The sequence below is a fragment of the Gordonia jinhuaensis genome (genome assembly GCF_014639795.1).
Taxonomy (GTDB): domain Bacteria; phylum Actinomycetota; class Actinomycetes; order Mycobacteriales; family Mycobacteriaceae; genus Gordonia_B; species Gordonia_B jinhuaensis.
On sequence record NZ_BMGC01000005.1, the window covers coordinates 151,711 to 176,868 of the forward strand.

21 protein-coding genes and 1 riboswitch are annotated in these 25,158 nt (G+C 68.6%); of the genes, 3 read left to right on the forward strand and 18 right to left on the reverse strand.

Translation table 11 applies throughout. The features are described 5' to 3' along the window. Positions 1–58 precede the first annotated feature (58 nt). The 3 genes from IEW22_RS05635 (at position 59) to IEW22_RS05645 (ending at position 3,311) form a co-directional block, all read left to right on the forward strand. Positions 59–982, forward strand: coding sequence for a glucose-6-phosphate dehydrogenase assembly protein OpcA (locus tag IEW22_RS05635; RefSeq protein ID WP_188585615.1), 924 nt, complete (start codon positions 59–61; stop codon positions 980–982). Then, entirely contained in the window at positions 979–1,716 is a 738-nt protein-coding gene (gene pgl / locus IEW22_RS05640) for a 6-phosphogluconolactonase (protein WP_188585616.1), read from the forward strand. The genes IEW22_RS05635 and pgl overlap by 4 nt, the downstream gene beginning before the upstream one ends. Before the next feature lie 185 nt (positions 1,717–1,901). Beyond that, positions 1,902–3,311 carry an aldehyde dehydrogenase family protein gene (locus IEW22_RS05645; protein ID WP_188585617.1) on the forward strand — a complete coding sequence of 470 codons (1,410 nt, stop codon included), beginning with the start codon at positions 1,902–1,904 and terminating at the stop codon, positions 3,309–3,311. Between the two features lie 65 nt (positions 3,312–3,376). Here IEW22_RS05645 and ppc read toward each other — a convergent pair whose 3' ends face one another. From ppc to IEW22_RS05735, 18 genes are all read right to left on the reverse strand, one after another. Then, positions 3,377–6,154, reverse strand: a complete 2,778-nt coding sequence (gene ppc, locus IEW22_RS05650) for a phosphoenolpyruvate carboxylase (RefSeq protein ID WP_188585618.1) — start codon at positions 6,152–6,154, stop codon at positions 3,377–3,379. Positions 6,155–6,387: 233 nt separating this feature from the next. Next, the gene (secG, locus tag IEW22_RS05655) at positions 6,388–6,621 is read right to left on the reverse strand and encodes a preprotein translocase subunit SecG (protein ID WP_188585619.1); all 234 of its coding nucleotides are present in this window, start codon (positions 6,619–6,621) and stop codon (positions 6,388–6,390) included. 239 nt (positions 6,622–6,860) lie between these two features. After that, positions 6,861–7,649 (reverse strand): triose-phosphate isomerase, encoded by a 789-nt coding sequence (gene tpiA / locus IEW22_RS05660; RefSeq protein WP_188585676.1) that lies wholly within the window; start codon positions 7,647–7,649, stop codon positions 6,861–6,863. Next, on the reverse strand, positions 7,646–8,857 hold the full coding sequence (locus tag IEW22_RS05665) for a phosphoglycerate kinase (protein ID WP_188585620.1): 1,212 nt from the start codon (positions 8,855–8,857) through the stop codon (positions 7,646–7,648). Before IEW22_RS05665 ends, tpiA begins: the two co-directional genes overlap by 4 nt. Positions 8,858–8,891: 34 nt before the next feature. Beyond that, the gene (gene gap, locus IEW22_RS05670; RefSeq protein WP_188585621.1) at positions 8,892–9,914 is read right to left on the reverse strand and encodes a type I glyceraldehyde-3-phosphate dehydrogenase; all 1,023 of its coding nucleotides are present in this window, start codon (positions 9,912–9,914) and stop codon (positions 8,892–8,894) included. Between the two features lie 155 nt (positions 9,915–10,069). Beyond that, on the reverse strand, positions 10,070–11,047 hold the full coding sequence (gene whiA, locus IEW22_RS05675) for a DNA-binding protein WhiA (protein WP_188585677.1): 978 nt from the start codon (positions 11,045–11,047) through the stop codon (positions 10,070–10,072). A 139-nt stretch (positions 11,048–11,186) separates the two neighbouring features. Beyond that, positions 11,187–12,188, reverse strand: coding sequence for a gluconeogenesis factor YvcK family protein (locus tag IEW22_RS05680; protein WP_188585678.1), 1,002 nt, complete (start codon positions 12,186–12,188; stop codon positions 11,187–11,189). A gap of 20 nt (positions 12,189–12,208) precedes the next feature. Then, positions 12,209–13,141, reverse strand: a complete 933-nt coding sequence (gene rapZ / locus IEW22_RS05685) for an RNase adapter RapZ (RefSeq protein WP_188585691.1) — start codon at positions 13,139–13,141, stop codon at positions 12,209–12,211. Beyond that, positions 13,131–15,362, reverse strand: coding sequence for an excinuclease ABC subunit UvrC (gene uvrC, locus IEW22_RS05690; RefSeq protein ID WP_188585622.1), 2,232 nt, complete (start codon positions 15,360–15,362; stop codon positions 13,131–13,133). The genes rapZ and uvrC overlap by 11 nt, the downstream gene beginning before the upstream one ends. A 143-nt stretch (positions 15,363–15,505) precedes the next feature. Further along, positions 15,506–15,988, reverse strand: a complete 483-nt coding sequence (locus IEW22_RS05695; RefSeq protein ID WP_229742204.1) for a PH domain-containing protein — start codon at positions 15,986–15,988, stop codon at positions 15,506–15,508. 77 nt (positions 15,989–16,065) lie between these two features. Continuing rightward, on the reverse strand, positions 16,066–16,560 hold the full coding sequence (gene ribH, locus IEW22_RS05700; protein ID WP_188585623.1) for a 6,7-dimethyl-8-ribityllumazine synthase: 495 nt from the start codon (positions 16,558–16,560) through the stop codon (positions 16,066–16,068). Next, positions 16,557–17,855: a bifunctional 3,4-dihydroxy-2-butanone-4-phosphate synthase/GTP cyclohydrolase II gene (locus IEW22_RS05705; RefSeq protein ID WP_229742205.1), complete on the reverse strand. Its 1,299-nt coding sequence runs from the start codon at positions 17,853–17,855 to the stop codon at positions 16,557–16,559. The genes ribH and IEW22_RS05705 overlap by 4 nt, the downstream gene beginning before the upstream one ends. A 165-nt stretch (positions 17,856–18,020) precedes the next feature. Then, entirely contained in the window at positions 18,021–18,641 is a 621-nt protein-coding gene (locus IEW22_RS05710) for a riboflavin synthase (protein WP_188585681.1), read from the reverse strand. Positions 18,642–18,704: 63 nt separating this feature from the next. Beyond that, a riboswitch (FMN riboswitch) is annotated at positions 18,705–18,851 on the reverse strand. Between the two features lie 70 nt (positions 18,852–18,921). Beyond that, entirely contained in the window at positions 18,922–19,935 is a 1,014-nt protein-coding gene (gene ribD, locus IEW22_RS05715; RefSeq protein ID WP_188585624.1) for a bifunctional diaminohydroxyphosphoribosylaminopyrimidine deaminase/5-amino-6-(5-phosphoribosylamino)uracil reductase RibD, read from the reverse strand. Between the two features lie 22 nt (positions 19,936–19,957). Next, positions 19,958–20,641 carry a ribulose-phosphate 3-epimerase gene (gene rpe, locus IEW22_RS05720; RefSeq protein WP_188585682.1) on the reverse strand — a complete coding sequence of 228 codons (684 nt, stop codon included), beginning with the start codon at positions 20,639–20,641 and terminating at the stop codon, positions 19,958–19,960. Between the two features lie 33 nt (positions 20,642–20,674). Continuing rightward, the gene (locus IEW22_RS05725; protein WP_188585625.1) at positions 20,675–22,105 is read right to left on the reverse strand and encodes an RsmB/NOP family class I SAM-dependent RNA methyltransferase; all 1,431 of its coding nucleotides are present in this window, start codon (positions 22,103–22,105) and stop codon (positions 20,675–20,677) included. Then, a complete protein-coding gene (gene fmt / locus IEW22_RS05730) occupies positions 22,102–23,028 on the reverse strand; it encodes a methionyl-tRNA formyltransferase (protein ID WP_188585626.1) in 927 nt (308 codons plus the stop codon). The genes IEW22_RS05725 and fmt overlap by 4 nt, the downstream gene beginning before the upstream one ends. Before the next feature lie 123 nt (positions 23,029–23,151). Further along, positions 23,152–25,101 (reverse strand): primosomal protein N', encoded by a 1,950-nt coding sequence (locus tag IEW22_RS05735; protein WP_188585627.1) that lies wholly within the window; start codon positions 25,099–25,101, stop codon positions 23,152–23,154. Positions 25,102–25,158 lie beyond the last annotated feature (57 nt).

The following is a 25,158-nucleotide window of genomic DNA, read 5'->3' on the forward strand; positions in this document are numbered from 1 at the left end:
AGCAGTTCCCGTACCCAGCCCAGATCACGTACCCAGCGAAGGTGAGGACGGCCGCCCGATGATCGTCGACATGCAGGACACCTCGACCAGCGAGGTCGCCAAGAAGATCGTGCAGGTGCGCGAGTCCGGGGGCGCGGTCAGCCTCGGGCGCGTACTCACCCTGGTGGTTGCCGTGGAGCACGGCGAACCCACCGAGGGTGCTATCGAGGCGGCCGTCGCGGCCTCCCGCGAACACCCCAGCCGCATCATCGTGCTGTCGTCCCGATCGGCGACCTCGGAAACCCGTCTCGACGCGGAGATCCGGGTCGGCGGCGACGCGGGCGCCTCGGAGGTGGTGGTGCTCTACATGCACGGCGCATTGGCCGAGCACCCGCATTCGGTGGTGATCCCGTTCCTGCTCCCCGACACGCCCGTGGTCACCTGGTGGCCGGGTGCCGCACCGGAGCATCCGTCGCGCGACCCGCTCGGAAAGCTCGGGCGCCGAAGGATTCTCGATGCCGGCAAGGATGGTGACCCGCAGACCGTGCTCGCCCGTCGGTTGGCCACCTACGCGCCCGGCGACTCCGATCTGAGCTGGACGCAGATCACCTACTGGCGCGCGATCCTGGCCTCGGCGATGGACCGCCCGCCGCATTCGCCGGTCACCTCGGTGCAGGTGGCCGGACCCAATGACTCCCCCAGTCTCGACCTGCTCGCCGGCTGGCTCCGGTCGCAGCTCGGAGTGCCCACCTCCCGGGTCTTCGGCAGCTTCGAGGTTCGGCTGGACCGTGACGAGGGCCCCACGGTCCTCGCGGTCGATCAGAACAACAACGCGGTCCTGACGATGCCGGGCAAACCCGATGGGCGTATCGCGATGACCCGCCGGGACCTTCCGGTGTGTATCGCCGAGGAACTGCGTCACCTCGACGCCGACGAGGTCTATCTGCAGTCACTGCAGGGTGCGGCCGAGGTGGACTACGTCGACGATCTGGTGCCGGCATGACACAGACGGCGCAGGTCGAGGTATTCGCCGATTCGGCGGGGCTCGTCGAAGCGGCGCGGGCCAGATTGGTGGACACGCTGGTCGCCGCACAACGCGACCGCGGGAGTGCCTCGGTGGTGCTCACCGGCGGGAGCAATGGCATCGCACTCCTGACGGCGCTGCGTGCCGACTCCGGAGCCCTCGACTGGTCGGCACTCGACATCTACTGGGGTGACGAACGTTTCGTCGCCGCAGCCGACGACGAGCGCAACGCCAAGCAGGCCTTCGATGCGCTCCTGGACCATGTGCCCGTCGATCCGGCGCGGGTCTTCGAGATGGCACCCTCGGACGGCGCGTTCGGTGACGACATCGACGCCGCCGCTCTCGCCTATGCGGACACGCTGTTCGAACAGGGTGACGGTGCGGTTCCGCAGTTCGACGTGCACCTGCTCGGGATGGGCCCCGAGGGACACATCAACTCGTTGTTCCCGCACACCCCGGCCGTCGCGGAGACTCAGAAAGTGGTTGTCTCCGTATCGAACTCGCCCAAACCGCCGCCGCAGCGGATCACGCTGACGCTTCCGGCGGTGAACCGCTCGCACCATGTGTGGTTCCTGGTCGCCGGTGAAGACAAGGCGCAGGCGGCCGCGGCGGGGATCTCCGGCGCCGATGAAGCCGACTGGCCGTGCGCCGGCGCACACGGTCGTGCATCGACAGTGTGGTTCCTCGACGAGGGCGCGGCCTCGGCGCTCTGAGCGCGCCTGTCCGGCGCCGCATCGACGCTCGGCGCCCCCGGGCTCACTCCAGCGGGGTGCACCGTGCGTATCGCGTCGCGCTCGCCGGGCGTATCGGCCCAATCCGGGGTCGCGGTGGGTGTCCGATACTGGTCCTCGACACGTGAGTCAGACACGTGACGCACCGGCATCCGAGGAGGTCGATCATGGTCACACCGGTCGCGCCCGTCGAGGCGACCCCGACGCCCGAGCACGCGTTCGGTCCCGCCGACATGGAGGGGCTGCGGCTCGTCCAGAACTCAGGCCGCACTCGCGGTGTGGCGTGGCGGCGTGCACAGCTCGCGGCCATCGAGCAGATGATCGCCGATCACGAGGACGAGTTCGTCGCCGCGATCGCCGCAGATCTGGGTCGCGACGGTTTCGACGCCTACCTCGGTGACCTGGCGGTCACCCGCTCTGAGGCCGCCTACGCCCGCAAGAGGCTGCGCTGGTGGATGCGACGCAGGCCGGTGGCGCTGCCGCTGAACCAGCTGCCCGGCCGGGCATGGGTGCAGTACGAACCCAAAGGCGTCGTCCTGGTGATCGGGCCGTGGAACTATCCGGTTCAGCTCACACTCGCCCCGCTCATCGCCGCCCTCTCCGCGGGCAACTGCGTGGTCGTCAAACCCTCCGAGCTCGCTCCCGCGTCGTCGGCGGTGATGGCCCGGCTGATCCCGCAGTATCTCGATCCCACCGCGATCCGCGTCGTGGAAGGTGACGGTGGCGTCACCCAGGCGCTTCTCGGGCTCGGATTCGATCATGTGCTGTTCACCGGAGGCACCGAGATCGGACGCAAGATTCTGGCCGGTGCGGCACCCACGCTCACCCCGGCCACCCTCGAACTCGGCGGCAAGAGCCCGGCATATGTGGCCGCCGACGCCGACATCGAGGTCACCGCACGCCGGATCGTGTGGACGAAACTCCTCAACTCCGGACAGACCTGCATCGCACCCGACTACATCCTGGCCGACCCGTCGATCGTCGGTGAGCTCATCACCGCATTGCAGTCCACGATCGACACCTTCCTGGCCGGTGCGGACGCCGGCCGTCAGATCGTCAACGCTCGGCAGTTCGACCGTATCCGCGGCTACCTCGAGTCCACCACCGGGACAATCGTCCTCGGCGGGACCAGCGATCGCCAACGGCTGACGATCGACCCGACGATCGTGGTCTCCCCCGCACCCGACGACGATCTGATGACCCAGGAGATCTTCGGGCCCGTACTGCCGATCCTCACCGTGGACTCGCCGGAGGACGCGATCGCATTCGTCAACTCCCGGCCGAAACCGTTGGCGCTCTACGTGTTCACCGAGTCGCGAGCGCTGGGTCGACGCATGATCGATGTGATCCCCGCCGGCGGTGCGGTGATCAATCACGCGATCATGCACTGCCTGGTCCCCCAGCTCCCCTTCGGCGGGATCGGCGCCAGCGGTATGGGCGCCTATCACGGCCGCTGGGGATTCGAGGAGCTCAGTCACCGCAAGGCGGTGCTGGCCAAACCCAGCACACCGGATCTGTCGCTGCTGTATCCGCCCTATTCGGCACGCGACATCCGGATCCTGCGCAAACTGCTCTGATCGGTGACATCGGCCCGGCCCCGCTCTTGCGATCGACCCGGTGTGCGATCTACCCGGTGTGGGATCTACCCGCTGTTACGCAGTGCGGTGGCCAGTCCGTTCATCGTCAGCAGGATGCTGCGACGCACCAGCGGCGAGTCGTCGCCGGCGCGGTAGCGGCGCAGCATCTCGATCTGCAGCAGGTTGAGCGGTTCGAGGTAGGGGAAGCGGTTGAACACCGAGCGCTTGAGCGCGAGGTTGTCCTCGAGAAGGTCATCGGTCTCGGTGATCGCGAAGTACATCTTCACCGTGCGCTCATGTTCGTCGGCGATCATCCCGAAGATCGTGCGGCGCAGCTCCTCGTCGGGGACGAGCTTCGAATAGCGTTCGGCCAGACCGAGATCCGACTTCGCGAGCACCTGCGCCATATTCGACATGACGGTCCGGAAGAACGGCCATCGCGTGTAGAGGTCGCGCAGCACCCCCAGCCGCGACTCGTCGTCGCCGATCCACTGCTCGAATGCCGATCCGGTGCCGTACCAGCCCGGCAACATCACCCGTGACTGCGTCCACGACAGCACCCACGGGATGGCGCGCAGGTCGGAGATTTTCTCGGTCTGCTTACGTGAGGCGGGACGGCTGCCGATGTTGAGCTCGCCGATCTCGGATACCGGGGTCGAGGTGGTGAAGTACTCCACGAATCCCGGTGTCTCGTGGACGAGTTCGCTGTAGGCATCCCTGGCGAGGGCGGCGATCTCGTCCATCACCACATACGCCGATTCGGCGTCGTCACCGAGTCCCTCGACGTCGAGCAGTGACGACTCGATGGTCGCCGCGAGAAGCGTCTCCAGATTGCGTTGGGCCAGTGCCGGTTCGGCGTACTTCGCCGCGATGATCTCACCCTGTTCGGTCAGTCGCAGCGAGCCCTGCACCGCACCCGGCGGCTGGGCGAGGATCGCGTCGTAGCTCGGGCCGCCACCGCGACCGACCGTGCCGCCGCGACCGTGGAAGAGCCGCAGGCGGATCCCGGCCTTCTTGGCGGCCTCCACCAGATCGAGTTCGGCGCGGTACTGAGCCCAGTTGGCGGCCATGTACCCGCCGTCCTTGTTGGAGTCGGAGTACCCGATCATCACCTCCTGCAGTCCGCTCTGGTGATCGACCAGGCCCCGGTACAGCGGGAGATCGAGCGCCGCCAGTACGGTGGCAGCGCCGTGCTGCAGATCCTCGATCGTCTCGAACAGGGGCACCACCCGTACCGTCGATGTGAGCGCACCGGTGTCGTCGAGTTCGATCAACCCCGCTTCCTTGAGCAGGATCATCGGCTCCAGCATGTCACTGACCGATTGGCACATGCTGATGACGTAGTTCGGGATCGACGGTGCGCCATAGGTTTTCACCGCATGAGCGGCGGCACGGACGATCCCCACTTCCTTGGCCGTGACCTCACTGAGCTCGGCATCGGGCCGCAGCAGCGGACGGCGTGTGGTGAGTTCCGACGTGAGCAGTGCCACGCGGTCCTCCTCGCCGAGTGACAGATAATCCGGATGCACACCCGACCAGGCGAAGAGTTCGGCGATGACCTCCTCATGTGTGTCGCTGTTCTGTCGCAGGTCCAGCCCGGACAGGTGGAAACCGAATGTCCGCACGCCTTCTCGGATGGTGAGCAGCCGATCGTCGGCGATGAGGGCGTCGTGGGTCCGACGCAGTGAGTCGTCGATGGCGTCGAGGTCGGCGAGCAGTTGCTCGGCGGTGGCATAGGGCACCGCGTCGGGGTCGAGACTGCCGCCGATCGACCCGAAGGTCTCACCGAACTCGCTGACGGCGGTCGCAGCCAATCGCGAGCGGATGTGTTTGATGGCCAGACGATAGGGTTCGTCACCGTCCTCGCCGGCCAACTCACGCACCGCGTCGTCGACGGTCACCAGACGTGCGGACTGGCTGAGCTCGTGATAGAGCAGGCGAAGTTGCTCGAGATGATGGGCGATCGCCGTCTGCGCGGCCCTGCCGGTGGCCATCTCCACCACGTCGGCGGTGACGAAGGGGTTGCCGTCGTGGTCGCCTCCGATCCACGACCCCATCCGCAGCATCGGCTCCTCGAGCAGACCCGGCACCGGGTATCTCGACTGCAGCTCGGCGCGAACCTGCGCGTTGATCTGCGGCACCACCTCGAAGAAGGCGGCGTCGTAGTACTGCAGCCCCACCTCGATCTCATCCTGGATGCGCAGTCGCTCGAGGCGGATCAGCGCCGTCTGCCACAGTGCGAGGATCTGCCGCCGTACCTTCGTCAGCACCTCGTCGCGTTCGTCGGGCAGCAGGTCGGGCCGGTGCAGCAGGCGCAGCAGCTCGGTGATGCGGTGCTGTGCCTCGAACACCGAGCGCCGACGCGTCTCGGTGGGATGTGCGGTGATCACGGGAACCACGGTCGCGTGGTCGAGTCCGACGGCCACCTCGGCCGGGTCGAGGTCGGCGGCGTCGAGTTTGTCGTAGGTGGCGGCCAGGCTGCTGTCCTGAGGCGGATCACCGGCCAGGACGTGCAGCGAACGCCGGCGCTCGCGGTGGACATCTTCGGCGAGGTTGGCCAGCAGCGCGAAGTGGCTGAACGCGCGGATCACCGTGTTGGCGAGATCGACCGGCATGTCGTCGAACATCCGCTCGTAGTCGCCGCGTTCGATCTCCTCGCGGCGGACACGAAAGGCGCCGATCCGCGCGGCCTCCACGGTCTCGAACACCTTCGCACCGGCGTCATCTCGAATGGTGTCACCCAGAATCCCGCCGAGCAGCCTGATGTCCTCGCGCAGAGGCTCGGTCGCGGCGCGGCCCGAGGGGATGGCGGATACGGATTCAGATTCCGAAGACTGCGACATGCGACCAGTATTCCGCGTGCATCCGAGCACGGCATCTTCTGCACCAGCGCAGCAGGTCGGGTGGGCGTGTCCGTTGCCGGCGGCGATCATGTGCGGCGCGTCGTGTCACATCGAGGCGTGCGAACCAGGGGCGAAATGGCGAGAACCCACCTGCACCGAGGTAGGTGCAGGTGGGTTCTCGACGTCCCGCTCGCTCGCCGCCGCCGACTCCGGCGGCAGGTGCTGCGCGTGGATCAGTTGTACTTGATGTAGAGCTCGACGCCGATGATCAGCACGAACCAGATTGCACCGACGAAGATGGTGAGACGGTCGAGGTTGCGTTCCACGACCGAGGAGCCCGACAGGCTCGACTGCACGCCGCCGCCGAACAGCGACGACAGTCCGCCGCCCTTGCCGCGGTGCAGCAGGACGAGCACCACCATGAGCACACTGGTGATGACCAAACCGATGTCCATCGCGAGCTTCACGCTAGTTGCATCCTCTTGTCGAAACACACGTGTCGAGATACACGTCCGGGGCGCCGGTCCATCAGGTCGGGAGGACCTGATGGGCAGACCGACGCCCCAGTGTACGTGCTGTGCCCGCCGCGACCCGAATCAGGCCCGGCGTGTCCGCTTCGCCGGAACCGGCGACGGCGATCGGCGCTGGTCACGGCCGCTGAGCGCGTGTGCCGCGATCAGGGCAGTGGCGATCAGGGCAGGGGCGATCAGGGCAGGGGTCCGCCGGCGGCGATCGCGCACAGAGTGGCGAACTCGTCGGCCTTGAGCGACGCTCCGCCCACGAGCGCACCGTCGACGTCGGCCTTCCCGACGATCTCGGCTACGTTCTTCGAGCTGACCGAACCGCCGTAGAGGATGCGGATCCCCTCGGCGATGTCGGTGCCCGCGAGCGTGGCCACCTCGGCACGGATCGCCGAGCACACCTCCTGGGCATCCTCGGCACTGGCCACCCGGCCGGTCCCGATCGCCCAGACGGGTTCGTAGGCGATCACCACTTTGGCGAGTTCTTCGGCCGACAACCCGTTCAGCGAGTTCGCGGTCTGCTGGGTGCAGAACTCCACGTGATCGCCCGACTCGCGAACCTCGAGAGGCTCACCGACGCACACGATCGGGGTGAGTCCGTGCCGCAGCGCGGCGTTGGCCTTGCTGAACACGATCTCGTCGGTCTCGCCGTGCATCGAGCGGCGTTCGCTGTGCCCGACCACCACGAATGTCGCACCGAGCTTCGCCAGGAAAGCCCCACTGATCTCGCCGGTGTAGGCACCGGAGTCGTGCGCCGAGATGTCTTGGGCGCCATAGGTGAGCAGCAGCTTGTCGCCGTCGACCACCGTCTGGACGCTGCGGATGTCGGTGAACGGCGGGAGCACCGTGACGTCGACCTTGTCGAAGTACTTCGCGGGCAGTGCGAACGCGATCTTCTGGACCAGCGCGATGGCCTCCAGATGATTCATGTTCATCTTCCAGTTGCCCGCGATGAGCGGTGTGCGCGCCATCAGCTCTCCAGCACCTTCAGCCCCGGGAGTTCCTTGCCTTCGAGGTACTCCAGAGACGCGCCACCCCCGGTGGAGATGTGGGAGAAACCGTTCTCGTCGAGTCCGAGCGTGCGGACCGCGGCCGCCGAGTCACCGCCGCCGACCACGGTGAAGGCACCGTTGCCGGTGGCCTCGATGATCGACTCGGCGACACCCTTGGTGCCGGAGGAGAACTTCTCGAACTCGAACACACCCATCGGGCCGTTCCAGAACACCGTCTTGGCCGCGGTCAGCACCTGCGCGAAACGCTTGACCGACTCCGGACCGATGTCCAGACCCATCCAGTCGTCCGGGATTGCGTTGGACGCCACCGTTTTCGACTCGGCGTCGGCGGCGAACCGATCGGCGACCACCACATCACTGGGCAGGTGGATGACGTCGGCGAACCGGTCGAGCAGATCCTTGCAGGTGTCGATCTGGTCTTCCTGCAGCAGCGACGTGCCCACACCGAGACCCTGCGCGGCGAGGAAGGTGAACGCCATCCCGCCACCGATCACCAGGGTGTCGACCTTGGGCGCCAGCGACTCGATCACCCCGAGCTTGTCGGAGACCTTGGAGCCGCCGAGCACCACGGCATAGGGCCGGTCGGGATTCTCGGTCAGCTTGTTGAGCACGCTGACCTCCTTCTCGACCAGTTGTCCGGCGTAGTGCGGGAACAGCTTTGCCACGTCGTAGACCGATGCCTGCTTGCGGTGGACCACACCGAATCCATCGGAGACGAATGCCGCGCCGTCGTCGACGAGACCGGCGAAGGCCGCGGCCAACGCCTCGCGCTCGGCGTCGACCTTGGAGGTCTCACGCGCGTCGAAACGTACGTTCTCCAGCAGCAGGACGTCACCCTCGGTGAGCCCCTCGGCCCGCGCGAGGGCGTCGGTGCCGACCACGTCACCGGCGAGCTGAACGTTGCGACCGAGCTCCTCGCCGAGCCGCTTGGCGACCGGGGCGAGTGAGTACTTCGGATCCGGCTCACCCTTCGGCCGGCCCAGGTGGGCCATGATGACGACCTTCGCCCCGCCCTCGATCAAGGCGTTGAGGGTCGGGAGCGAGGCCTCGATGCGGCCGGCGTCGGTGATCCTGTCGCCGTCGAGCGGAACGTTGAAATCCGATCGGACGAGCACGTAACGATCCGAAACACCCTGCGCCAGAAGGTCTTTCAGTGTTAAGACAGTCATACTTCTCGAGTCTCCGGTCTCTGCTCGCCCGGCCTCAGAGGGACTTGCCGACGAGGGCGGCGAGGTCGACGAGACGGTTGGAGTAGCCCCACTCGTTGTCGTACCAGGAGCTCACCTTGGCCTGGTTGTCACCGATGACCTTGGTCAGCCCGGAGTCGAAGATCGACGAGTGCGGATCGCCGACGATGTCGGTCGACACCAGCGGATCCGCGCTGTACTTGAGGATGCCCTTGAGCGGTCCGTCGGCGGCGGCCTTGAGAGCGGCGTTGATCTCCTCGACGGTCACCGACTTCGAGAGATCGACGGTGAGGTCGGTGATCGAGCCGGTGGGTACGGGCACGCGAAGCGCGTAGCCGTCCAGCTTGCCCTTGAGCTCGGGCAGCACCAGACCGATGGCCTTGGCGGCACCGGTGGAGGTCGGGACGATGTTGATTGCGGCGGCACGCGCACGACGCGGATCCTTGTGCGGTCCGTCCTGCAGGTTCTGGTCGGCCGTGTAGGCGTGGACCGTGGTCATCAGACCCTTGACGATGCCGAATTCGTCGTTGACGACCTTGGCGAGCGGGCCGAGGCAGTTCGTGGTGCACGACGCATTCGAGATGATGTTCTGGCTGCCGTCGTACTTGCTGTCGTTGACGCCCATCACGATGGTGATGTCGGGGTCGGTGGCGGGAGCGGAGATGACGACCTTCTTGGCGCCGGCGTCCAGATGTCCCTTGGCCTTGGCCGCATTCGTGAAGATGCCGGTCGACTCGATCACGACGTCGACGCCGAGATCGCTCCACGGCAGGGCCGACGGTCCCTCCTTGATGGCCAGCGCCTTGATCTTCTTGTCGCCCACCACGATCGTGTCCTCGCCCTCGAGGTACACGTCCTCAGGCAGGCGGCCGGTGATCGAGTCGTACTTGAGCAGAGTTGCGAGCGTGGCGTTGTCGGTCAGGTCATTGACGGCCACGATCTCCAGATCAGGTCCACCCGCGAGCTTCTGAGCCTCCAGAGCACGGAAGAAGTTTCGGCCGATTCGTCCGAATCCGTTGATGCCAACTCGTACAGTCACGATGTCGCTCCTTTTGTCCTGCGTCCAACAGGTGAGTCACCTGCCGCGCTGTGGTGTGGTGCTCTTTCATGTCCAGCCTAGTGCGCCCGGGTTCAGCGTAGTGCGGGTGCTGGGCGCGGTGATCGGGTTCATACGCTTTGCCGCACCTGCGACGGTCACGCCTCGTCGAGCAGCTCGGAGGTCACCGCCGACTCGGTGTCCGGAATGCCTTCTGCGTGAGCCTTTTTGTCCGCCATCGACAGCAGCCGGCGGATCCGCCCGGCCACCGCGTCCTTGGTCATCGGCGGGTCGGCCAGCTGTCCGAGTTCCTCGAGCGACGCCTGCCGGTGCTCCACCCGCAGCCGTCCCGCGGCCACCAGGTGATCGGGCACCGTGTCGCCGAGGATCTCCAGTGCGCGTTCGACGCGTGCGGCCGCGGCGACCGCCGCGCGCGCCGAGCGTCGCAGATTCGCGTCGTCGAAGTTGGCCAGCCGGTTTGCCGTCGCCCGCACCTCCCGGCGCATGCGACGTTCCTCCCAGGTCAGCCGGGTGTCCTGGGCTCCCATCCTGGTGAGCAGCGCGCCGATCGCCTCGCTGTCGCGGATCACCACACGATCGGCCCCGCGCACCTCACGTGCTTTGGCGGACACCCCGAGCCGACGGGCCGCACCGACCAGTGCGAGCGCGGCCTCGGGCCCGGGACAGCTCACCTCGAGTGCCGAGGATCGCCCCGGTTCGGTCAGCGAGCCGTGTGCGAGAAATGCACCGCGCCAAGCCGCTTCGGAATCGGCGACCGATCCGCCGACCACCTGGGCGGGCAGGCCGCGGACCGGTCGGCCGCGGACGTCGAGAAGTCCGGTCTGTCGTGCCAGCGCCTCGCCGTCCTTGGTGACACGCACGATGTAGCGTGCGCTCTTGCGGATCTGTCCGCCACGCAGCACATGCACCTCCGACGGGTACCCCCACAGGTCGGCGATGTCCTTGCGCAATCGCCGCGCGACGTTGCCCATGTCGACCTCGGCCTCGACGACCACCCGGCCACCGACGATGTGAAGCCCTCCGGCGAACCGGAGCAACGAGGCGACCTCTGCTTTGCGGCTGCTGACCTGCGTCACCACGAGCCGACTCAATTCGTCCTTGACCGCCGCTGTCATCGCCACCGATATTCGCTCCTCCTCGACGTCATCGTCACGTCTTCGGTTTGTACGGCACGGACTGCACTCGGTGTGCGTCGCGGCGCCGGGCGGCGGGACCGCCGCCGACCTGATCTGCCGGATACACTAATCGTGTCGTTCACTCTCGTACATCTTCGTCGCCCTGCGCACGTGTCGCGGGCGATCCGTCCGCCATCAGGCCAGCGATCACCTCACCCAGCTTGACCGGGTCGTGCACGCTGCTCTGCGGCGCCGCCACCGAGTCGACGCGCAGGGTGGCCCCGAATTCGGCCGCTGCCTCTTCGAGGTATCCGCGTTCGCGCCCGGCCGGCACCGTCCCGGCGTCGACGATCACGTCGTCCACCCGCAGGTCGGCGTGCGCGCGTAACACCCGCAGGTGCCGTTCGAGCGAATAGCGCGGCGTCTCCCCGATCTCCGGCGAGAGGTTGACCACGAGCACTTTGCGCGCCGACGTCGACCGCAGCGCCTCGAGCTGAGCGGGCACCAGCACATGTGGGATCACACTGGAGAACCACGAGCCGGGTCCCAGCGTCACCAGGTCGGCGTTACCGATCGCCTCGATCGCGGCCGCACATGCCGGTGCGTCGCCGGGCAGCAGCCGCACACGACGAACCTTGCCCGGCGTGGTCGCCACCGCCACCTGCCCGCGGATGCACCGACTGATCCGTGGATCTGATTCGAGCTCGAAGACGTCGGCCTCGATCTCCAGCGGCACGGTCGACATCGGCAGCACCCGCCCCCGCGCGCCGAGGGTGGACATCAATGCGTCCAGTGCGGCGACCGGGTCGCCGAGGACCTCGGTCAGACCGGCCAACAGCAGGTTGCCCACCGGGTGCCCGGCCAGTGCCCCGCTCCCCCGGAATCGGTGGTGCAGGACCGATGCCCACAGCCGCGCATCGGCCGGGGAGTCCGCCGAGACGGCGTCACGCTCCGGCGGGGTGAGCAGCGCGGCGACGGCCATGCGTAGATCGCCCGGCGGGATCACTCCGAGTTCGGCCCGCAGCCGCCCCGAGGAGCCGCCGTCGTCGGCGACGGTGACCACTGCGGTGATGTCGTCGCCGAGCCGACGCAGTGCGGTGAGTGTGGCGTGCAGTCCGTGGCCGCCGCCGAGCGCGACCATCGCGGGTCCGTGCCCGCTGTTCACTCGCGCCCCAGATCCCGGTGCACCACACGCACACTCAGGGCCGAGGTGTCGATCGACGAGTCCGTGTCGCCTGTCGGCCCGCCGTTACCCGGCTGCGCGACGCCGGGATCGGCCTCCTGCAGCCGCGCCGACAGCGCCTCGGCCATCGCGACGCTGCGGTGCTTGCCGCCGGTGCACCCCACCGCGACGGTCATGTAGCGCTTACCTTCTCGTCGATATCCGGCAGCGGTGAGCCGCACGATGCGCTCATAGGTGTCGAGATAGTCGGCCGCACCGTCGGCACCGAGTACGTAGTCGCGCACTGGCTCCTCGCGACCGTCATGATCGCGCAGTTCGGGGATCCAGAACGGATTCGGCAGAAAGCGGACGTCGGCAACGAGGTCGGCGTCGATGGGCAGCCCGTATTTGAAGCCGAACGACTCGCAGACCACGCGCAGTGCGGTCTCGGACTCCTGGGCATAGGCCTCGTCGAGAATCTGGCGCAGCCTCGCGACCGGCAGCGAGGTGGTGTCGATCGAGAGGTCGGCGGCCTCGGCGATCGGTGCGAGCATCGTCCGCTCGCTGGTGATCGCGTCCACCAGAGTGCCGTTGCCCTGCAAGGGGTGGCGGCGGCGGACCTGTTCGAATCGGCGCACCAGCATGTCGTCGCGGGCGTCGAGGAACACCGTCTTGACGCGGACCCCGTCGGAGGTGAGGTCCTCGGTCAGATGTTTGAGTTCGTCGGCGAAGTTGGTGTCGACCGCGCGCAGCACCACACCGAGTTTCGACTCGGTGCCCTCGTCGCGGGTGACCCGCACGATGTTCTCCACCACCCGGGTGGGCGCGTTGTCGACCACGTACCAGCCCGAATCCTCCAGCACCTTGGCTGCGGTGGACCGTCCGGCCCCGGACATCCCCGTGACCACGAGGACCTCGACATCAGCGCTCACCCTCACCACCTCGTACTCGGAGGGGTTCGCCGACCGGCGCGGGTTTCGGCCCCGGTGCGCCCGCGCGGTTGCCCCCTTCTCGGTTGGATCCTGCCTGCTCCATCGTGGCATCTCCGTCGGCACCGGTCCCGGTGACGGAATCCTCCGGCGCGTCGGCGCCGACGGAGGTCGCCGGATCTGTCTGCGGCTCCCGCCCGGCTGCTGCTTCCCCACCGGCTTCCTGGTGACTGCCGGCGACCGGGTGACTGCCGGCTTCCTGTTGACTGGCGGCGTCTGATCCGCCCAGTGCATCGGAGACCGCACGCGCGGTGGTCTTGCCGATGCCGGGGACCTGGGCGATCTGTTCGACGCTCGCCTCCCGCAGCCGTGCGACCGACCCGAAATGCGACACCAGTGCGGTGCGCCGCGTCTGGCCGAGTCCGGGCACGTTGTCGAGCGCCGATGCCGTCATCCGTTTCGAACGCTTGCTGCGGTGGAAATTGATGGCGAATCGGTGCGCCTCGTCGCGCACGCGCTGCAAGAGGAACAACGCCTCGCTGGTGCGCGGGAAGATCACCGGGTCATCGTCGTCGGGCAACCACACCTCTTCGAGGCGTTTGGCCAGACCGACCACCGCCACGTCGGTGACGCCGAGCTCGTCGAGCACCGCTGCGGCGGCAGTGACCTGGGGCTGACCGCCGTCGACGACGAACAGATTGGGCGGGTAGGCGAACCGTCGCGGGCGCCCGGTGGCCGGATCGAGTGCCGCCTCCGGCGCCAGATCGCCGCCGTTGTCGGTGCGATGACGCAGGAACCGCCGACGGGTGACCTCGGCGATCGAGGCCACGTCGTCGGACCGGCCGTCGCCGGCCGCCTCCTTGATCGCATAGTGGCGGTAGTCGGATTTGCGGGGCAGCCCGTCCTCGAACACCACGAGCGAGGCCACCACGTCGGTGCCCTGCACATGCGAGATGTCGATGCACTCGATACGCAGCGGCGCCGAGTCGAGGCCGAGGGTCTCCTGGATCTCGGTGAGTGCGGCAGAGCGTGTGGTCAGGTCGCCGGCGCGACGCAGCTTGTGCTGCACCAGCGACTCCTGGGCGTTGCGTGTGACCGTCTCCATCAGCGTCTTCTTGTCGCCGCGCTGGGGCACCCGCAGGTCGACCGCGCTGCCCCGCAGGTCCGACAACCAGTCGCGCATGCCGTCGACGTCCGGCGGCAGCTCGGGAACCAGCACTTCGCGGGGGACGGGGTCGCCCCCAGCGTGGGAATCGGGGACCGAGATCGTCTCGTCCTGCTCGACCTGGGCGCCGTAGAACTGCGTCAGGAACTGCGAGACCTGCGCTGCGAGCTGATCGCTCTCGTCGGTCTTCTCCACCACCCAGCCGCGCTGTCCGCGTACTCGTCCGTCGCGGACGTGGAACACCTGGACAGACACCTCGAGCTCATCGGAGACCATGCCGACCACGTCGGCATCGGTGCCGGATCCGAGGACCACCGCCTGCTTCTCGACCGCCTTGCGCAGCGCACCGAGGTCGTCGCGCAGTCGGGCGGCGCGCTCGAAGTCGAGATCCTCGGAGGCCTGCGACATCTGCTTTTCGAGCACCCGGACCATCCGGTCGGTGCGGCCGGCGAGAAAGTCGCAGAATCCGTCGACGATCTCGCGGTGTTCGGCGGCACTGACCCGTCCCACACACGGCGCCGAGCATTTGTCGATGTAGCCGAGCAGGCAGGGCCGGCCCATCTGCGCATGCCGTTTGAAGACGCCCGCCGAACAGGTGCGCGCCGGGAAGACCCGAGTGAGCAGGTCGAGGGTTTCGCGGATGGCCCAGGCGTGCGAATACGGCCCGAAGTACCGAACCCCCTTGCGGCGCGGTCCGCGGTAGACGAACAGGCGCGGGTACTCCTCGTTCAACGTCACCGCGAGCATCGGGTAGGTCTTGTCGTCGCGGTAGCGGACGTTGAACCGGGGGTCGAACTCCTTGATCCAGTTGTATTCGAGCTGCAGCGCCTCGACCTCGGTGTTGACCACCGTCCACTCCACCGACGCCGCGGTGGTGACCATCTGCCGGGTCCGCGGGTGCAATGTGGTGATGTCGGCGAAGTAGGAGGTCAGCCGCGAGCGGAGATTCTTCGCCTTACCCACGTAGATGACCCGGCCGTGGGCGTCGCGGAACTTGTAGACGCCCGGCTCGGTCGGGATCGACCCCGGCGCGGGGCGGTAGGTGATCGGGTCGGCCACGCGTTCAGGCTAGTACGGCCGACCGACGCCACCGCTCGTCCGGCCCGTCGACAGCCGACCGGGCCTCGACGCCACCGACAAACACCGGGGTCACAGAAGGACCGGGATCACAGACGGACCGGATCACCGGGAAAGGCTCGAGATCATGCGGTCTGACTGGCGTAGCGCTCGTGGATCTCCCGGAACCGTGCCATCGCCTCCACCGCGGCGTCGCCGTCGTTCGAGGCGATCGCGAGGACCGCGACATGTTCGTCGTAGGGCAGCTCCAGACGCGCCCAGTGCCCCTTGGCGGGGAAGTACACCCCCCGCACCTGCGACCAGTCGTACACCTTCTCCTCACCCAGATTGCGCACCGCCACCCCGCGCGCACCGGCGCGGATCCGGGGTCGGGTCAGGGTGAGGATCGCGACCCCGAGGATCACACCGATCAGAGGCAGCGCGAAGGTGTCCGACAGCCGGAAATCGACTCCGGTGTCGCCGTCGCGGAGCAGGATTCCGGCGACGACGTGTGCGATCACCACCAGCGCCGCGACCACCATCGCGATCCGCGGGGTCGTGCGCGCGCGGTAGGTGAAGTCCCACTCGATGTCGCGGTCGGTGCGCCGTGTGGGCATCTGCGCGGTCACGACCCGACTGCTTCGCCGGCGTCCAGATCGCGCAGCACCACGGCCGAGGCGAGTGCGGCGTGTGGGCATCTGCGCGGTCACGACCCGACTGCTTCGCCGGCGTACAGATCGCGCAGCACCACGGCCGAGGCGAGTGCGGCGTTCATCGCCTGGGCACCCTTGTCCTCCTTGGAGTCCTGCAGGCCGGCCCGATCGAGCGCCTGCTGCTCGTCGAGGGTGGTCAGCACCCCGTTGCCCACCGGTGTGCTCTCGTCGAGGGAGACCCGGGTGATCCCGGCGGTCACCGCGTCACAGACGTACTCGAAGTGCGGGGTCTCCCCGCGGATCACCACACCGAGCGCCACCACCGCGTCGTGGGTACGGGCCAGCGCCTGGGCGATGACAGGCAACTCCACGGCACCGGCGACCCGGACCACCGTGGGTTCGCCGACACCGGCGGCACGCGCTGCGCGCAGTGCACCGTCGAGCAGGGCCGTGCAGATCACCTCGTGCCACTGTGAGGCGACGACGGCCACCCGTAGGCTGCCCGCGGCGTCTCCGAGGTCGATCGTCGGTTCTCCGGCGCCGCTCATGCACCTGTCCCTTCGGTTGTCGGATCGTCGAGTCCCACCAGGTCATGCCCCATCCGGTCGCGCTTGGTGCGCAGATACCGCAGGTTCTCCGAGTTGGCGCGCACCGGCATCGGCACCCGCTCCACGATCTGCAGCCCGTAGCCGTCGAGTCCGACCCGCTTCGCGGGGTTGTTGGTGAGCAGTCGCATCGAGTTCACGCCGAGATCCTTGAGGATCTGGGCGCCGAGGCCGTAGTCGCGGGCGTCGGCAGGCAGACCGAGTTCGAGATTCGCGTCGACGGTGTCCGACCCGGCGTCCTGCAGCTGGTAGGCCTGCAACTTGTGCAGCAGGCCGATACCGCGGCCTTCATGTCCTCGCATGTACAAGACGATGCCACGTCCCTCGGCGGCGACCATCTCCATGGCCGCGTCCAGCTGAGGTCCGCAGTCGCATCGCAACGAGCCGAACACGTCTCCGGTCAGACACTCCGAATGCACCCGCACGAGCACGTCGTCGCCCTTGCCGTCGGTTCCGGCGATGTCGCCCATCACCAGGGCCACGTGTTCGGCATCGTCGTAGACGCTGGAGTACCCCACCGCACGGAACACCCCGTGTTCGGTGGGAATGCGAGCGTCGGCGACGCGCACGACGTGCTTCTCGTGACGGCGACGCCACGAGATGAGGTCGGCGATGGAGATCATCGCGAGGTCGTGTTCGTCGGCGAACACCCGAAGTTCGTCGGCGTGGGCCATCGAGCCGTCGTCCTTCTGGCTGACGATCTCGCAGATCGCACCCGCGGGGCGCAGTCCGGCCAGCCGGGCGAGGTCGACGGCCGCCTCGGTGTGGCCGGGGCGGCGCAGCACGCCACCCTCCTTGGCGCGCAGCGGTACGACATGTCCGGGGCGGGTGAAGTCGCCGGCGGTCGACTCCGCGTCGGCGAGGCGGCGGATGGTCACCGCGCGGTCGGCGGCGCTGATCCCGGTGCCGATGTCGGTGCGCGCGTCGACGGTCACCGTGTAGGCGGTGCCGTGTTTGTCCTGGTTCACCGAGTACATCGGGGGCAGCCCGAGTCGGTCGCAATCGTCGGCGTCGAGAGGAACGCACACGTAGCCGGAGGTGTAGCGCACCATGAACGCGACCAGCTCCGGCGTCGCCTTCTCGGCGGCGAAGATCAGGTCGCCCTCGTTCTCGCGGTCCTCGTCGTCGACCACGACCACGGCCTTACCCTCGGCGATGTCGGCGATCGCCCGCTCGACGGAGTCGAACGTGATCGGCTCACCGGGGTGCTCGATCTGCCGAACTGTCGAATCTGACACTGCATTCACCTTCGTTCATCGAGTGCACGCCCGCGATCCGGCCTGATGGGGAGGTCCGGCGCTGTCGCGATTGTCGTCACTCGTGGATCGGAATTCTCAACGTGTGGGATGCCCGGGATATGCCCTGCCGATGGCGGAGGCAGTGTGCGGGCACCGGGTCGGCGCTCAGCCGGTTGCCGCATGCGGTTCGGCGAGCTTCTCCACGTATTTGGCGATGACGTCCACCTCGAGGTTCACCGCGGTGCCCGGCGACGCCGATCCGAGAGTGGTCAGGTCGAGGGTGGTGGGGATCAGCGACACCTCGAACCAGGGGTTGTCCTCGGCAGGCCCGGACACCGCCGACACGGTGAGAGACACGCCGTCGATGGTGATCGAGCCCTTCTCCACGATGTAGCGGAAGAGTGCAGCCGGTACGCCGACGCGCACCACGCGCCAGTGTTCAGACGGCGTGACGGACACGATCCGGCCGACGCCGTCGACGTGGCCCTGGACGATGTGGCCGCCGAATCGACCACCGGCGGGCATCGCGCGTTCCAGGTTCACCTCCGCGCCGGTGTCGAGGTCGGACAGTGAGCTGCGCGCGAGCGTCTCGTGCATCACGTCGACGGTGAACTGGTCGGTGGCGGGCTGGTCGACGACCGTCAGGCACACACCGTTCACACAAATCGAGTCGCCGTGTGCCGCGTCCTTGGTGACCACGGGTCCGGCGACGGTGAATCGAGCCGAGTCTCCCAGGTCTTCGCGCGACACGATGCGTCCGCGCTCTTCGACGATCCCGGTGAACATCCCGTCCTCCTCTTCGGCCATCACGACCCAGGGCGACGAGACCACAGGTGCCAGCCTGCGGAGACGCGTTCTCTCTCATCCGGACTATGACCGTCGGCTCCGGGATCGAACCGGAATCTGCTGTCCCCGGCCATGCCGGGCGCTCGCGGGCTCGACATCTCCGATGCCATCACCGCCGGTGGGGAATCGCACCCCGCCCTGAGAACCTGCACATCGACGCTAGCACAATCTCGCCGCGGTCAGACGCGCGGGCGCACCCGTCGACCCTGGTCAGGGCCCGTCATCGGACTCGGATCAGCGTGAGTGCAATGTCGTCGCCGAGCACCTGCGAGCCCTCGAGAACGAAATGGTGTGCCTGTGCCAGGGTGGTCACGGTCGGATCGTCGACGGCCGCCGCACCGGCCCCGAGGACGGTCGGTGCGAGATAGACCTGCAGTGCGTCGACCAGATCGGCGGCCAGGAACGCCCCGACGATGCGGGGGCCGCCCTCGACCTGCACGGCCAGTGCGTCGCCGGCTGCCGCGAGTGCCTCGCGCGGATCGTGACCACGCACGTGGATCGTGGCGGCCGCATCGGAGAAGATCTGTGCGTCGGGACGGATGTCCCTGTCGCCGAGGATGATCCGGGTCGGCTGATGGCCGCGCAGACTGCCGTCGGGGTGGCGTGCGGTGAGGGCCGGATCGTCACGTTCGACGGTCCCGGTACCCACCACGATCGCGTCGAGCTCGCCGCGGATTTCGTGGACACGCGCACGCGCCACGGGTCCGGTGATCCACTGGCTGGTGCCGTCGGGCGCGGCAATCCTGCCGTCGAGTGTCGCAGCGAATTTCGCGGTCACATGCGGACGTCCGTGGGCCTGACGAAACAGCCACTCGCGCAACGGCCCTCGCTCGGCGTCGGCGGCACCGACACCGCGCGAGACCCGTACGCCGGCGGCGGCGAGACGTTGGGCCCCACCGGAGGCGCGCGGATTGGGGTCGGCGACGGCGAAGACCACACGTGCGATCCCCGCGTCGATCAGCGCCTCCGAGCACGGTCCGGTGCGTCCGGTGTGATTGCAGGGCTCGAGAGTCACCACCGCGGTACCACCCCGGGCCCGCTCCCCCGCCTCGCGCAGGGCGTTGATCTCGGCGTGCGGGCCGCCGGCCGGTGAGGTCGACCCCACTCCGGCGATCTCGCCGTCGGCATCGACGACAACGGCGCCGACCGGCGGGTTCGGGGTGCTCACGCCCCTCGCCGCGCGCGAGGCGTCGATCGCGATGCGCATCAGCGCGTCGTCGTCGAGTGATGTCATCGGCGGATCCGCTGATCGCGGTTCAGGATCGGACCGAGGTGACCTGTGCGCGAAGGTTTCGCACCGCGTCGGCGGGATCGGCCGCACTGTAGACGGCCGATCCCGCGACGAAGCAGTCGACTCCCGCCTCGGCGGCCTGCTCGATGGTGTCGGCATTGATGCCGCCGTCGATCTCGATGAGGATCTGCAACTCACCGGAATCGACCAGCGACCGCATACGCGTGACCTTGTCGAGCACCTGCGGCATGAAGGACTGTCCGCCGAACCCCGGCTCCACACTCATGACCAGCAGGGTGTCGAACGCCGGGAGGATCTCCAGGTACGGGTCGAGCGGGGTGTTGGGTTTGATGCTCAGCCCCGCCTTCGCGCCCGCGGCCCGGATGTCCTTGGCCACCGGGACCGGATCGTCGGTGGCCTCGGCGTGGAAGGTCACGTTGTAGGCGCCGGCCTCGGCGTACGGAGGTGCCCAGCGACCCGGATCGTCGATCATCAGGTGGCAGTCGATCGGGATGTCGGTGGTCTTGAGGATGCTCTGCACCACCGGCAGTCCCAGCGTGAGATTGGGGACGAAATGCGCGTCCATCACGTCCACGTGCACCCAGTCGGCCCCGCCGACCATCCCGTGGCCGCCGATGGCGTCGATCTCATCGGCGAGGTGTGCGAAGTCGGCGGACAGGATCGAGGGGGCGATCATCGGCGGATTCACAGGAGCCATGCCGCAGAAGTCTAGTGCGCCGACTCAGCGTTTCCGCAGTGCTGCCAGGAACATGGCGTCGGTGCCGTGCACATGCGGCCACAGCTGCACATACGGCCCGTCGCCCAGATTGTCGGCCGGGACGTAGGCGCGCGCATCGAGCACCTCGACGTCATCACGGTCGGCGACCGCGTCGACGATGTCGACGGTCTCGGCGCGATGCGGGGAACAGGTGGAGTACACCACGACACCACCGGGCCGGACGAGATCGAGCGCGGAATCGAGCAGCTGCCGCTGCAATCCCACCAACTCCGCGACGTCACCGGGTTGCCGGCGCCACCGTGCCTCGGGTCGACGGCGCAACGAGCCGAGTCCGGTACACGGAGCATCGAGCAGGACGCGGTCATACCCCTCGGTCAGATGGGGGTCGCGGCCGTCGGCGACATGCACGGTCACCGGCAGCCCATCGACGGCCCGGCGGATGAGATCGGCGCGATGAGGTGCGATCTCGACCGCGTCGACACGTGCGCCGTCGATGTCGGCGAGTGCGCCGATCATCGCGGCCTTGCCGCCGGGTCCGGCGCACAGATCCAGCCAGCGCCCCGTGTCCTCGCCGTCGACGTCGGCCACGGTCACCGCTCGCGCGACCAGCTGGCTGCCCTCGTCCTGCACTCCGGCCAGCCCGTCGCGCACCGGGTCGAGCTTTCCGGGGTCCCCGCCGTCGAGGTACACCCCGTAGGGCGAATACCGCGCCTGCTCGCCGCCGGTGGTCAGCGCGAGTTCCTCGGCGGTGATCAGTCCGGGCCGTGCGGCCAGGTGAACCAGCGGCCGGTCGTCGTCGGCCGCGAGCAGTGCCTGCAGCTGCCCGAGCGATCCGCCGAGTGCGTCGAGGAAGGCCGCAGCGATCCACCGCGGATGGGCGTAGCGGAAAGCCAGATGCCCCACCGGGTCCTCACCCATCGAGGGGGCGAGAGTGTCGGTCCACAGCTCCTCGTCCTTCTGGGCGATCTTGCGCAGCACCGCGTTACAGAACCCGGCCGGCCCCTGCCCCATCTCCGATCGGATCAGGTCCACCGAGGTGGAGACGGCGGCGTGCGGTTCAACTCGGGTGCGCAGCAATTGATAGGCGCCCAGGCGCAGCACGTCGAGGACGGGACCGTCGATCTCGGCGACCGGGCGGTTGGCCGCAGCGGCGATGATCCTGTCCAGGACACCCATCGCACGCGCGGTCCCGTAGGTCAGCTCGGTCGCGAACGCCGCATCCCGACCCGTGATGTGGCGCTCGCGCAACATCTTCGGGAGCACCAGATTGGCGTAGGCATCGCGTTCGCGCACCGCCCGCAGCACGTCGCGGGCCGCGGCACGCGGTTCGTCGACGGCCTTGTCGCGCACATACGCAGGCTTGTCGCGCGCTGACTTCTCCCGGGCCGGCTTCTCGCGCGCGGACCCGGCACGCGGTGCTCGGCGATCACTCATGACAGCACCGCACCGTCGGTGAGATGAGCGCCGCGCGCCCAGTCGGCAGCCGACATCGCCTTCTTGCCGGGCGGTTGCACGTCACCCAGGGCCACGGCGCCGCCCCCGGTGCCGACGATCACCGACTTCTTGGTCACCGCCACGACGCCCGGTGGCAGCGGATCGTGGTCGGCACGGTTCACCGGGCCGACCTTGATCCTGGTGTCCCCCAGCATCGTCCACGCGCCGGGTTCGTCGGTCATCGCGCGGATGTGGCGGTCCACGATGTGGTCGGGCAACGACCAGTTGACCCGAGCGGCCTCGACGCTGATCTTCGGCGCATGACTGATCCCGTCGGTCGACTGGGGCACCGGGGCGAGTTCACCGTCCTCGATGCCGTCGAGGGTGCGGACGAGCAGTTCGGCTCCGATCACCGACAGCCGGTCGAGCAGTGACGTCGCCGTGTCCTCGGCCGCGATCTTCTCGGTGACTACGCCGTACACCGGGCCGGTGTCCAGCCCGCGTTCGATCTCGAATGTGCTCGCCCCGGTGACCTCGTCACCCGCGGCGATCGCCGCCTGCACGGGTGCGGCGCCGCGCCATGCGGGCAGCAGCGAGAAATGCAGGTTGATCCAGCCGTGCGCCGGTACCACCAGCAGATCCGGAGTGATGAGTCCGCCGTAGGCCACCACCGGGCAGCAGTCCGGAGCCCACCGGCTCAGCGCCTCGCTCACCTCGGGGTCGGACACCCGGGCGGGGGTGAGCACCTCGATGGCGTGTTCGTGTGCGACCTCCTTGACGGGCGAGGGGCGCAGTGTGCGACCGCGGCCCGAGCGTGCATCGGGTCGTGTCAGCACCCCTGCCACGTGGTGGCGTTCGGAGGCGATGAGCGCGCGCAGAGCGGGGACGGCAGCCGCCGGAGTGCCCGCGAAGACCAGCCTCATGGCCGCGCTCCCGCCGTCGATACCCGTCGTCGACGTGTCTGATGAGGGGTAGGCGGGCGGGAGGTCGTCGCGCAGCAGCAATCCACGACATGCAAGCCTACCGGGGCGCATCCACGGCCCCGGTCAGCCGATATGCGGCGGATCCACCTGTACGCGCAGCGGTGCCGGATCGCGCACCGCACCGCGGTGGATCTGCGCCGCCCGCAGCGCCTCGGCCAGTGCCCGGCCGTGTCGTCGCGGCACGCGCAGCAGGATCCGCTCGACATCGGCGGCGTCGTCGAGTCCCGCGGGGCGGCGGGCACCCGCCGGGAGTTCCACCGGGCCGAGCACGTCCGCGTCGGCCGGCAACCCGATCGTGTCCACGAAGTCGGTTACGGTGCGCGCCGCACCGTCCACCGAGGCCATCGTCACCGCCGGCGGAAATCCCAGCACCTCGCGGTCCCGGATCTCGCGCGCGGCGAAACCGGCCGGATCCCAGCGGATCACGGCCTGCACCGGAGACAGTGCGGCGTCGGCGACGATCACCACTTCCCCGCCCTGTCCGCGCCGCCGGGTGGCGGTGGCGACAGCGAGCCAGCGCCGGACCGCCTCCTCACCGGCGCGCAGGTCGGCGCGCCCGAGCTGGGATCGGGTGTCGAGCACGATCGCCGCCCCGTACCCCTGCGGCGCCGTCGGTTCTGCGCCGGGGGTGGCGACCACCAGCCGCGCCCCCGCCTCGACCGCGTCGACCACGCGGTCACCGCCTGAGGTCGTCACCGCGACCCCGGGGAAGGCGCGACCGAGTTCCTCGGCGGTGCGGCGCGCGCCGGTGACCGCCGCCCGTACCTGCTGGCCCCCGCACTCGACACAGCGGAAATGCGGCTCTGGGCGACCGCACCACCGGCATTCCAGCGCGATCGCCTGGGGCCCGGTGGACTGCAGCGGGCCGTGGCAGTGCCGGCAACGCGCGGGTGTGTAACAGCGCGCACAGCTCAGTGAGGGCTGATATCCGCGGCGTGGCACCGAGAACAGCACCGGTTCGTCCCGGCCCAGAGCGGCGCGGGCTGCGCGGAAGGCCACGTCGGGGATGCGGGCGGCATGGGCCAGCGGATCACCGGCCACCCGGACGTCGTGATCGTCGAGGGCGGTGACCCGGGGGGCGCGGTCGCGGATCACCGCCCTCGACGCGGTGATCGAATGCGCCCAGCCGGCCTCGACGAGGCTGTGGGCGTCGGTGGTGCGGGTGTGTCCGCCGATCATCAGCGCGCTACGGGCGCGGTGGCTGCGCAGCACGGCGACCTCGCGCGGGTGCGGATACGGTGCGCGCGGTTCGATCAGGCTGTCGTCGCCGTCGTCCCACACCACGATGAGTCCGAGGTCGTGTACCGGCGCGAAGACGGCGCTGCGCGTGCCGACCACCACGAGCGACTGTCCGCGCAACACGCGCAGCCAGCGCCGATAGCGTGCGGTCGGGCCGAGTCCGGCCGACAGCGCGACCACCGCCTCGGCGCCGAGCGCCTCGACGCAGGCCTTCTCGAGCCGGTCGAGGTCGCGCTGGTCGGGAACCACGATCACCACACCGCGGCCCTGACCGCAGACCACTGCGGACAACTCGGCGAGGCGGGCGGGCCAGTCCTCCCCCGGCGCCGCGTCGAACACCGCCCGCGGGGCTGTTCCCGCCGCGAGCGCGTCGACGAAGGCCGAACCCGCCTCGTAGGTCTCCCGCCATGCCGACAGATCCGGTGCTGCCGGTGCGGCGACGGCGGCATGCACCACCGGTTCGGTCTCTGTGCGGCCGTGCCGGGGTGGCACGGCCATCCGCAGCACATCCGACATGGTCCCCGCGTAGCGGTCGGCGACCGCACGGCAGACGGCGGCGATCTCCTCGGTGAGCACACGTTCGGCGGACACCACCCGGTCGAGCCAGGCCAGTGCGCCGTCGTGGTCGGTGTCGTCGCGGCGTTCGAGGAGATAGCCGTCGACCAGCCGACCCGCGAATCGCACGCGTACGCGTACGCCGGGTTGCGCGATCTCGTCGAGATCGGTGTCGACGAGGTAGTCGAAGGGCCGGTCGAGGTGCGAGAGGCCCAGCATCGGCAGCACCCTCGCGACCGGGCGATGGGGGGCTGGTGTCCGCGCCCCGCGCCGCGC

Coding starts and splice junctions, on each gene's coding strand:
- whiA (WP_188585677.1), bottom strand. CDS start 11,047: ATGACAGCGGCGGTCAAGGACGAATTGAGTCGGCTCGTGGTGACGCAG.
- IEW22_RS05735 (WP_188585627.1), bottom strand. CDS start 25,101: ATGCTGGGCCTCTCGCACCTCGACCGGCCCTTCGACTACCTCGTCGAC.
- ppc (WP_188585618.1), bottom strand. CDS start 6,154: ATGTCGCAGTCTTCGGAATCTGAATCCGTATCCGCCATCCCCTCGGGC.
- fmt (WP_188585626.1), bottom strand. CDS start 23,028: ATGAGGCTGGTCTTCGCGGGCACTCCGGCGGCTGCCGTCCCCGCTCTG.
- IEW22_RS05680 (WP_188585678.1), bottom strand. CDS start 12,188: ATGGTCGCGCTCGGCGGCGGCCACGGACTGCACGCCACACTCACCGCA.
- pgl (WP_188585616.1), top strand. CDS start 979: ATGACACAGACGGCGCAGGTCGAGGTATTCGCCGATTCGGCGGGGCTC.
- IEW22_RS05645 (WP_188585617.1), top strand. CDS start 1,902: ATGGTCACACCGGTCGCGCCCGTCGAGGCGACCCCGACGCCCGAGCAC.
- ribH (WP_188585623.1), bottom strand. CDS start 16,560: ATGAGCGGCGCCGGAGAACCGACGATCGACCTCGGAGACGCCGCGGGC.
- IEW22_RS05725 (WP_188585625.1), bottom strand. CDS start 22,105: ATGAGTGATCGCCGAGCACCGCGTGCCGGGTCCGCGCGCGAGAAGCCG.
- ribD (WP_188585624.1), bottom strand. CDS start 19,935: ATGACATCACTCGACGACGACGCGCTGATGCGCATCGCGATCGACGCC.
- IEW22_RS05710 (WP_188585681.1), bottom strand. CDS start 18,641: ATGTTCACCGGGATCGTCGAAGAGCGCGGACGCATCGTGTCGCGCGAA.
- IEW22_RS05665 (WP_188585620.1), bottom strand. CDS start 8,857: ATGACTGTCTTAACACTGAAAGACCTTCTGGCGCAGGGTGTTTCGGAT.
- IEW22_RS05635 (WP_188585615.1), top strand. CDS start 59: ATGATCGTCGACATGCAGGACACCTCGACCAGCGAGGTCGCCAAGAAG.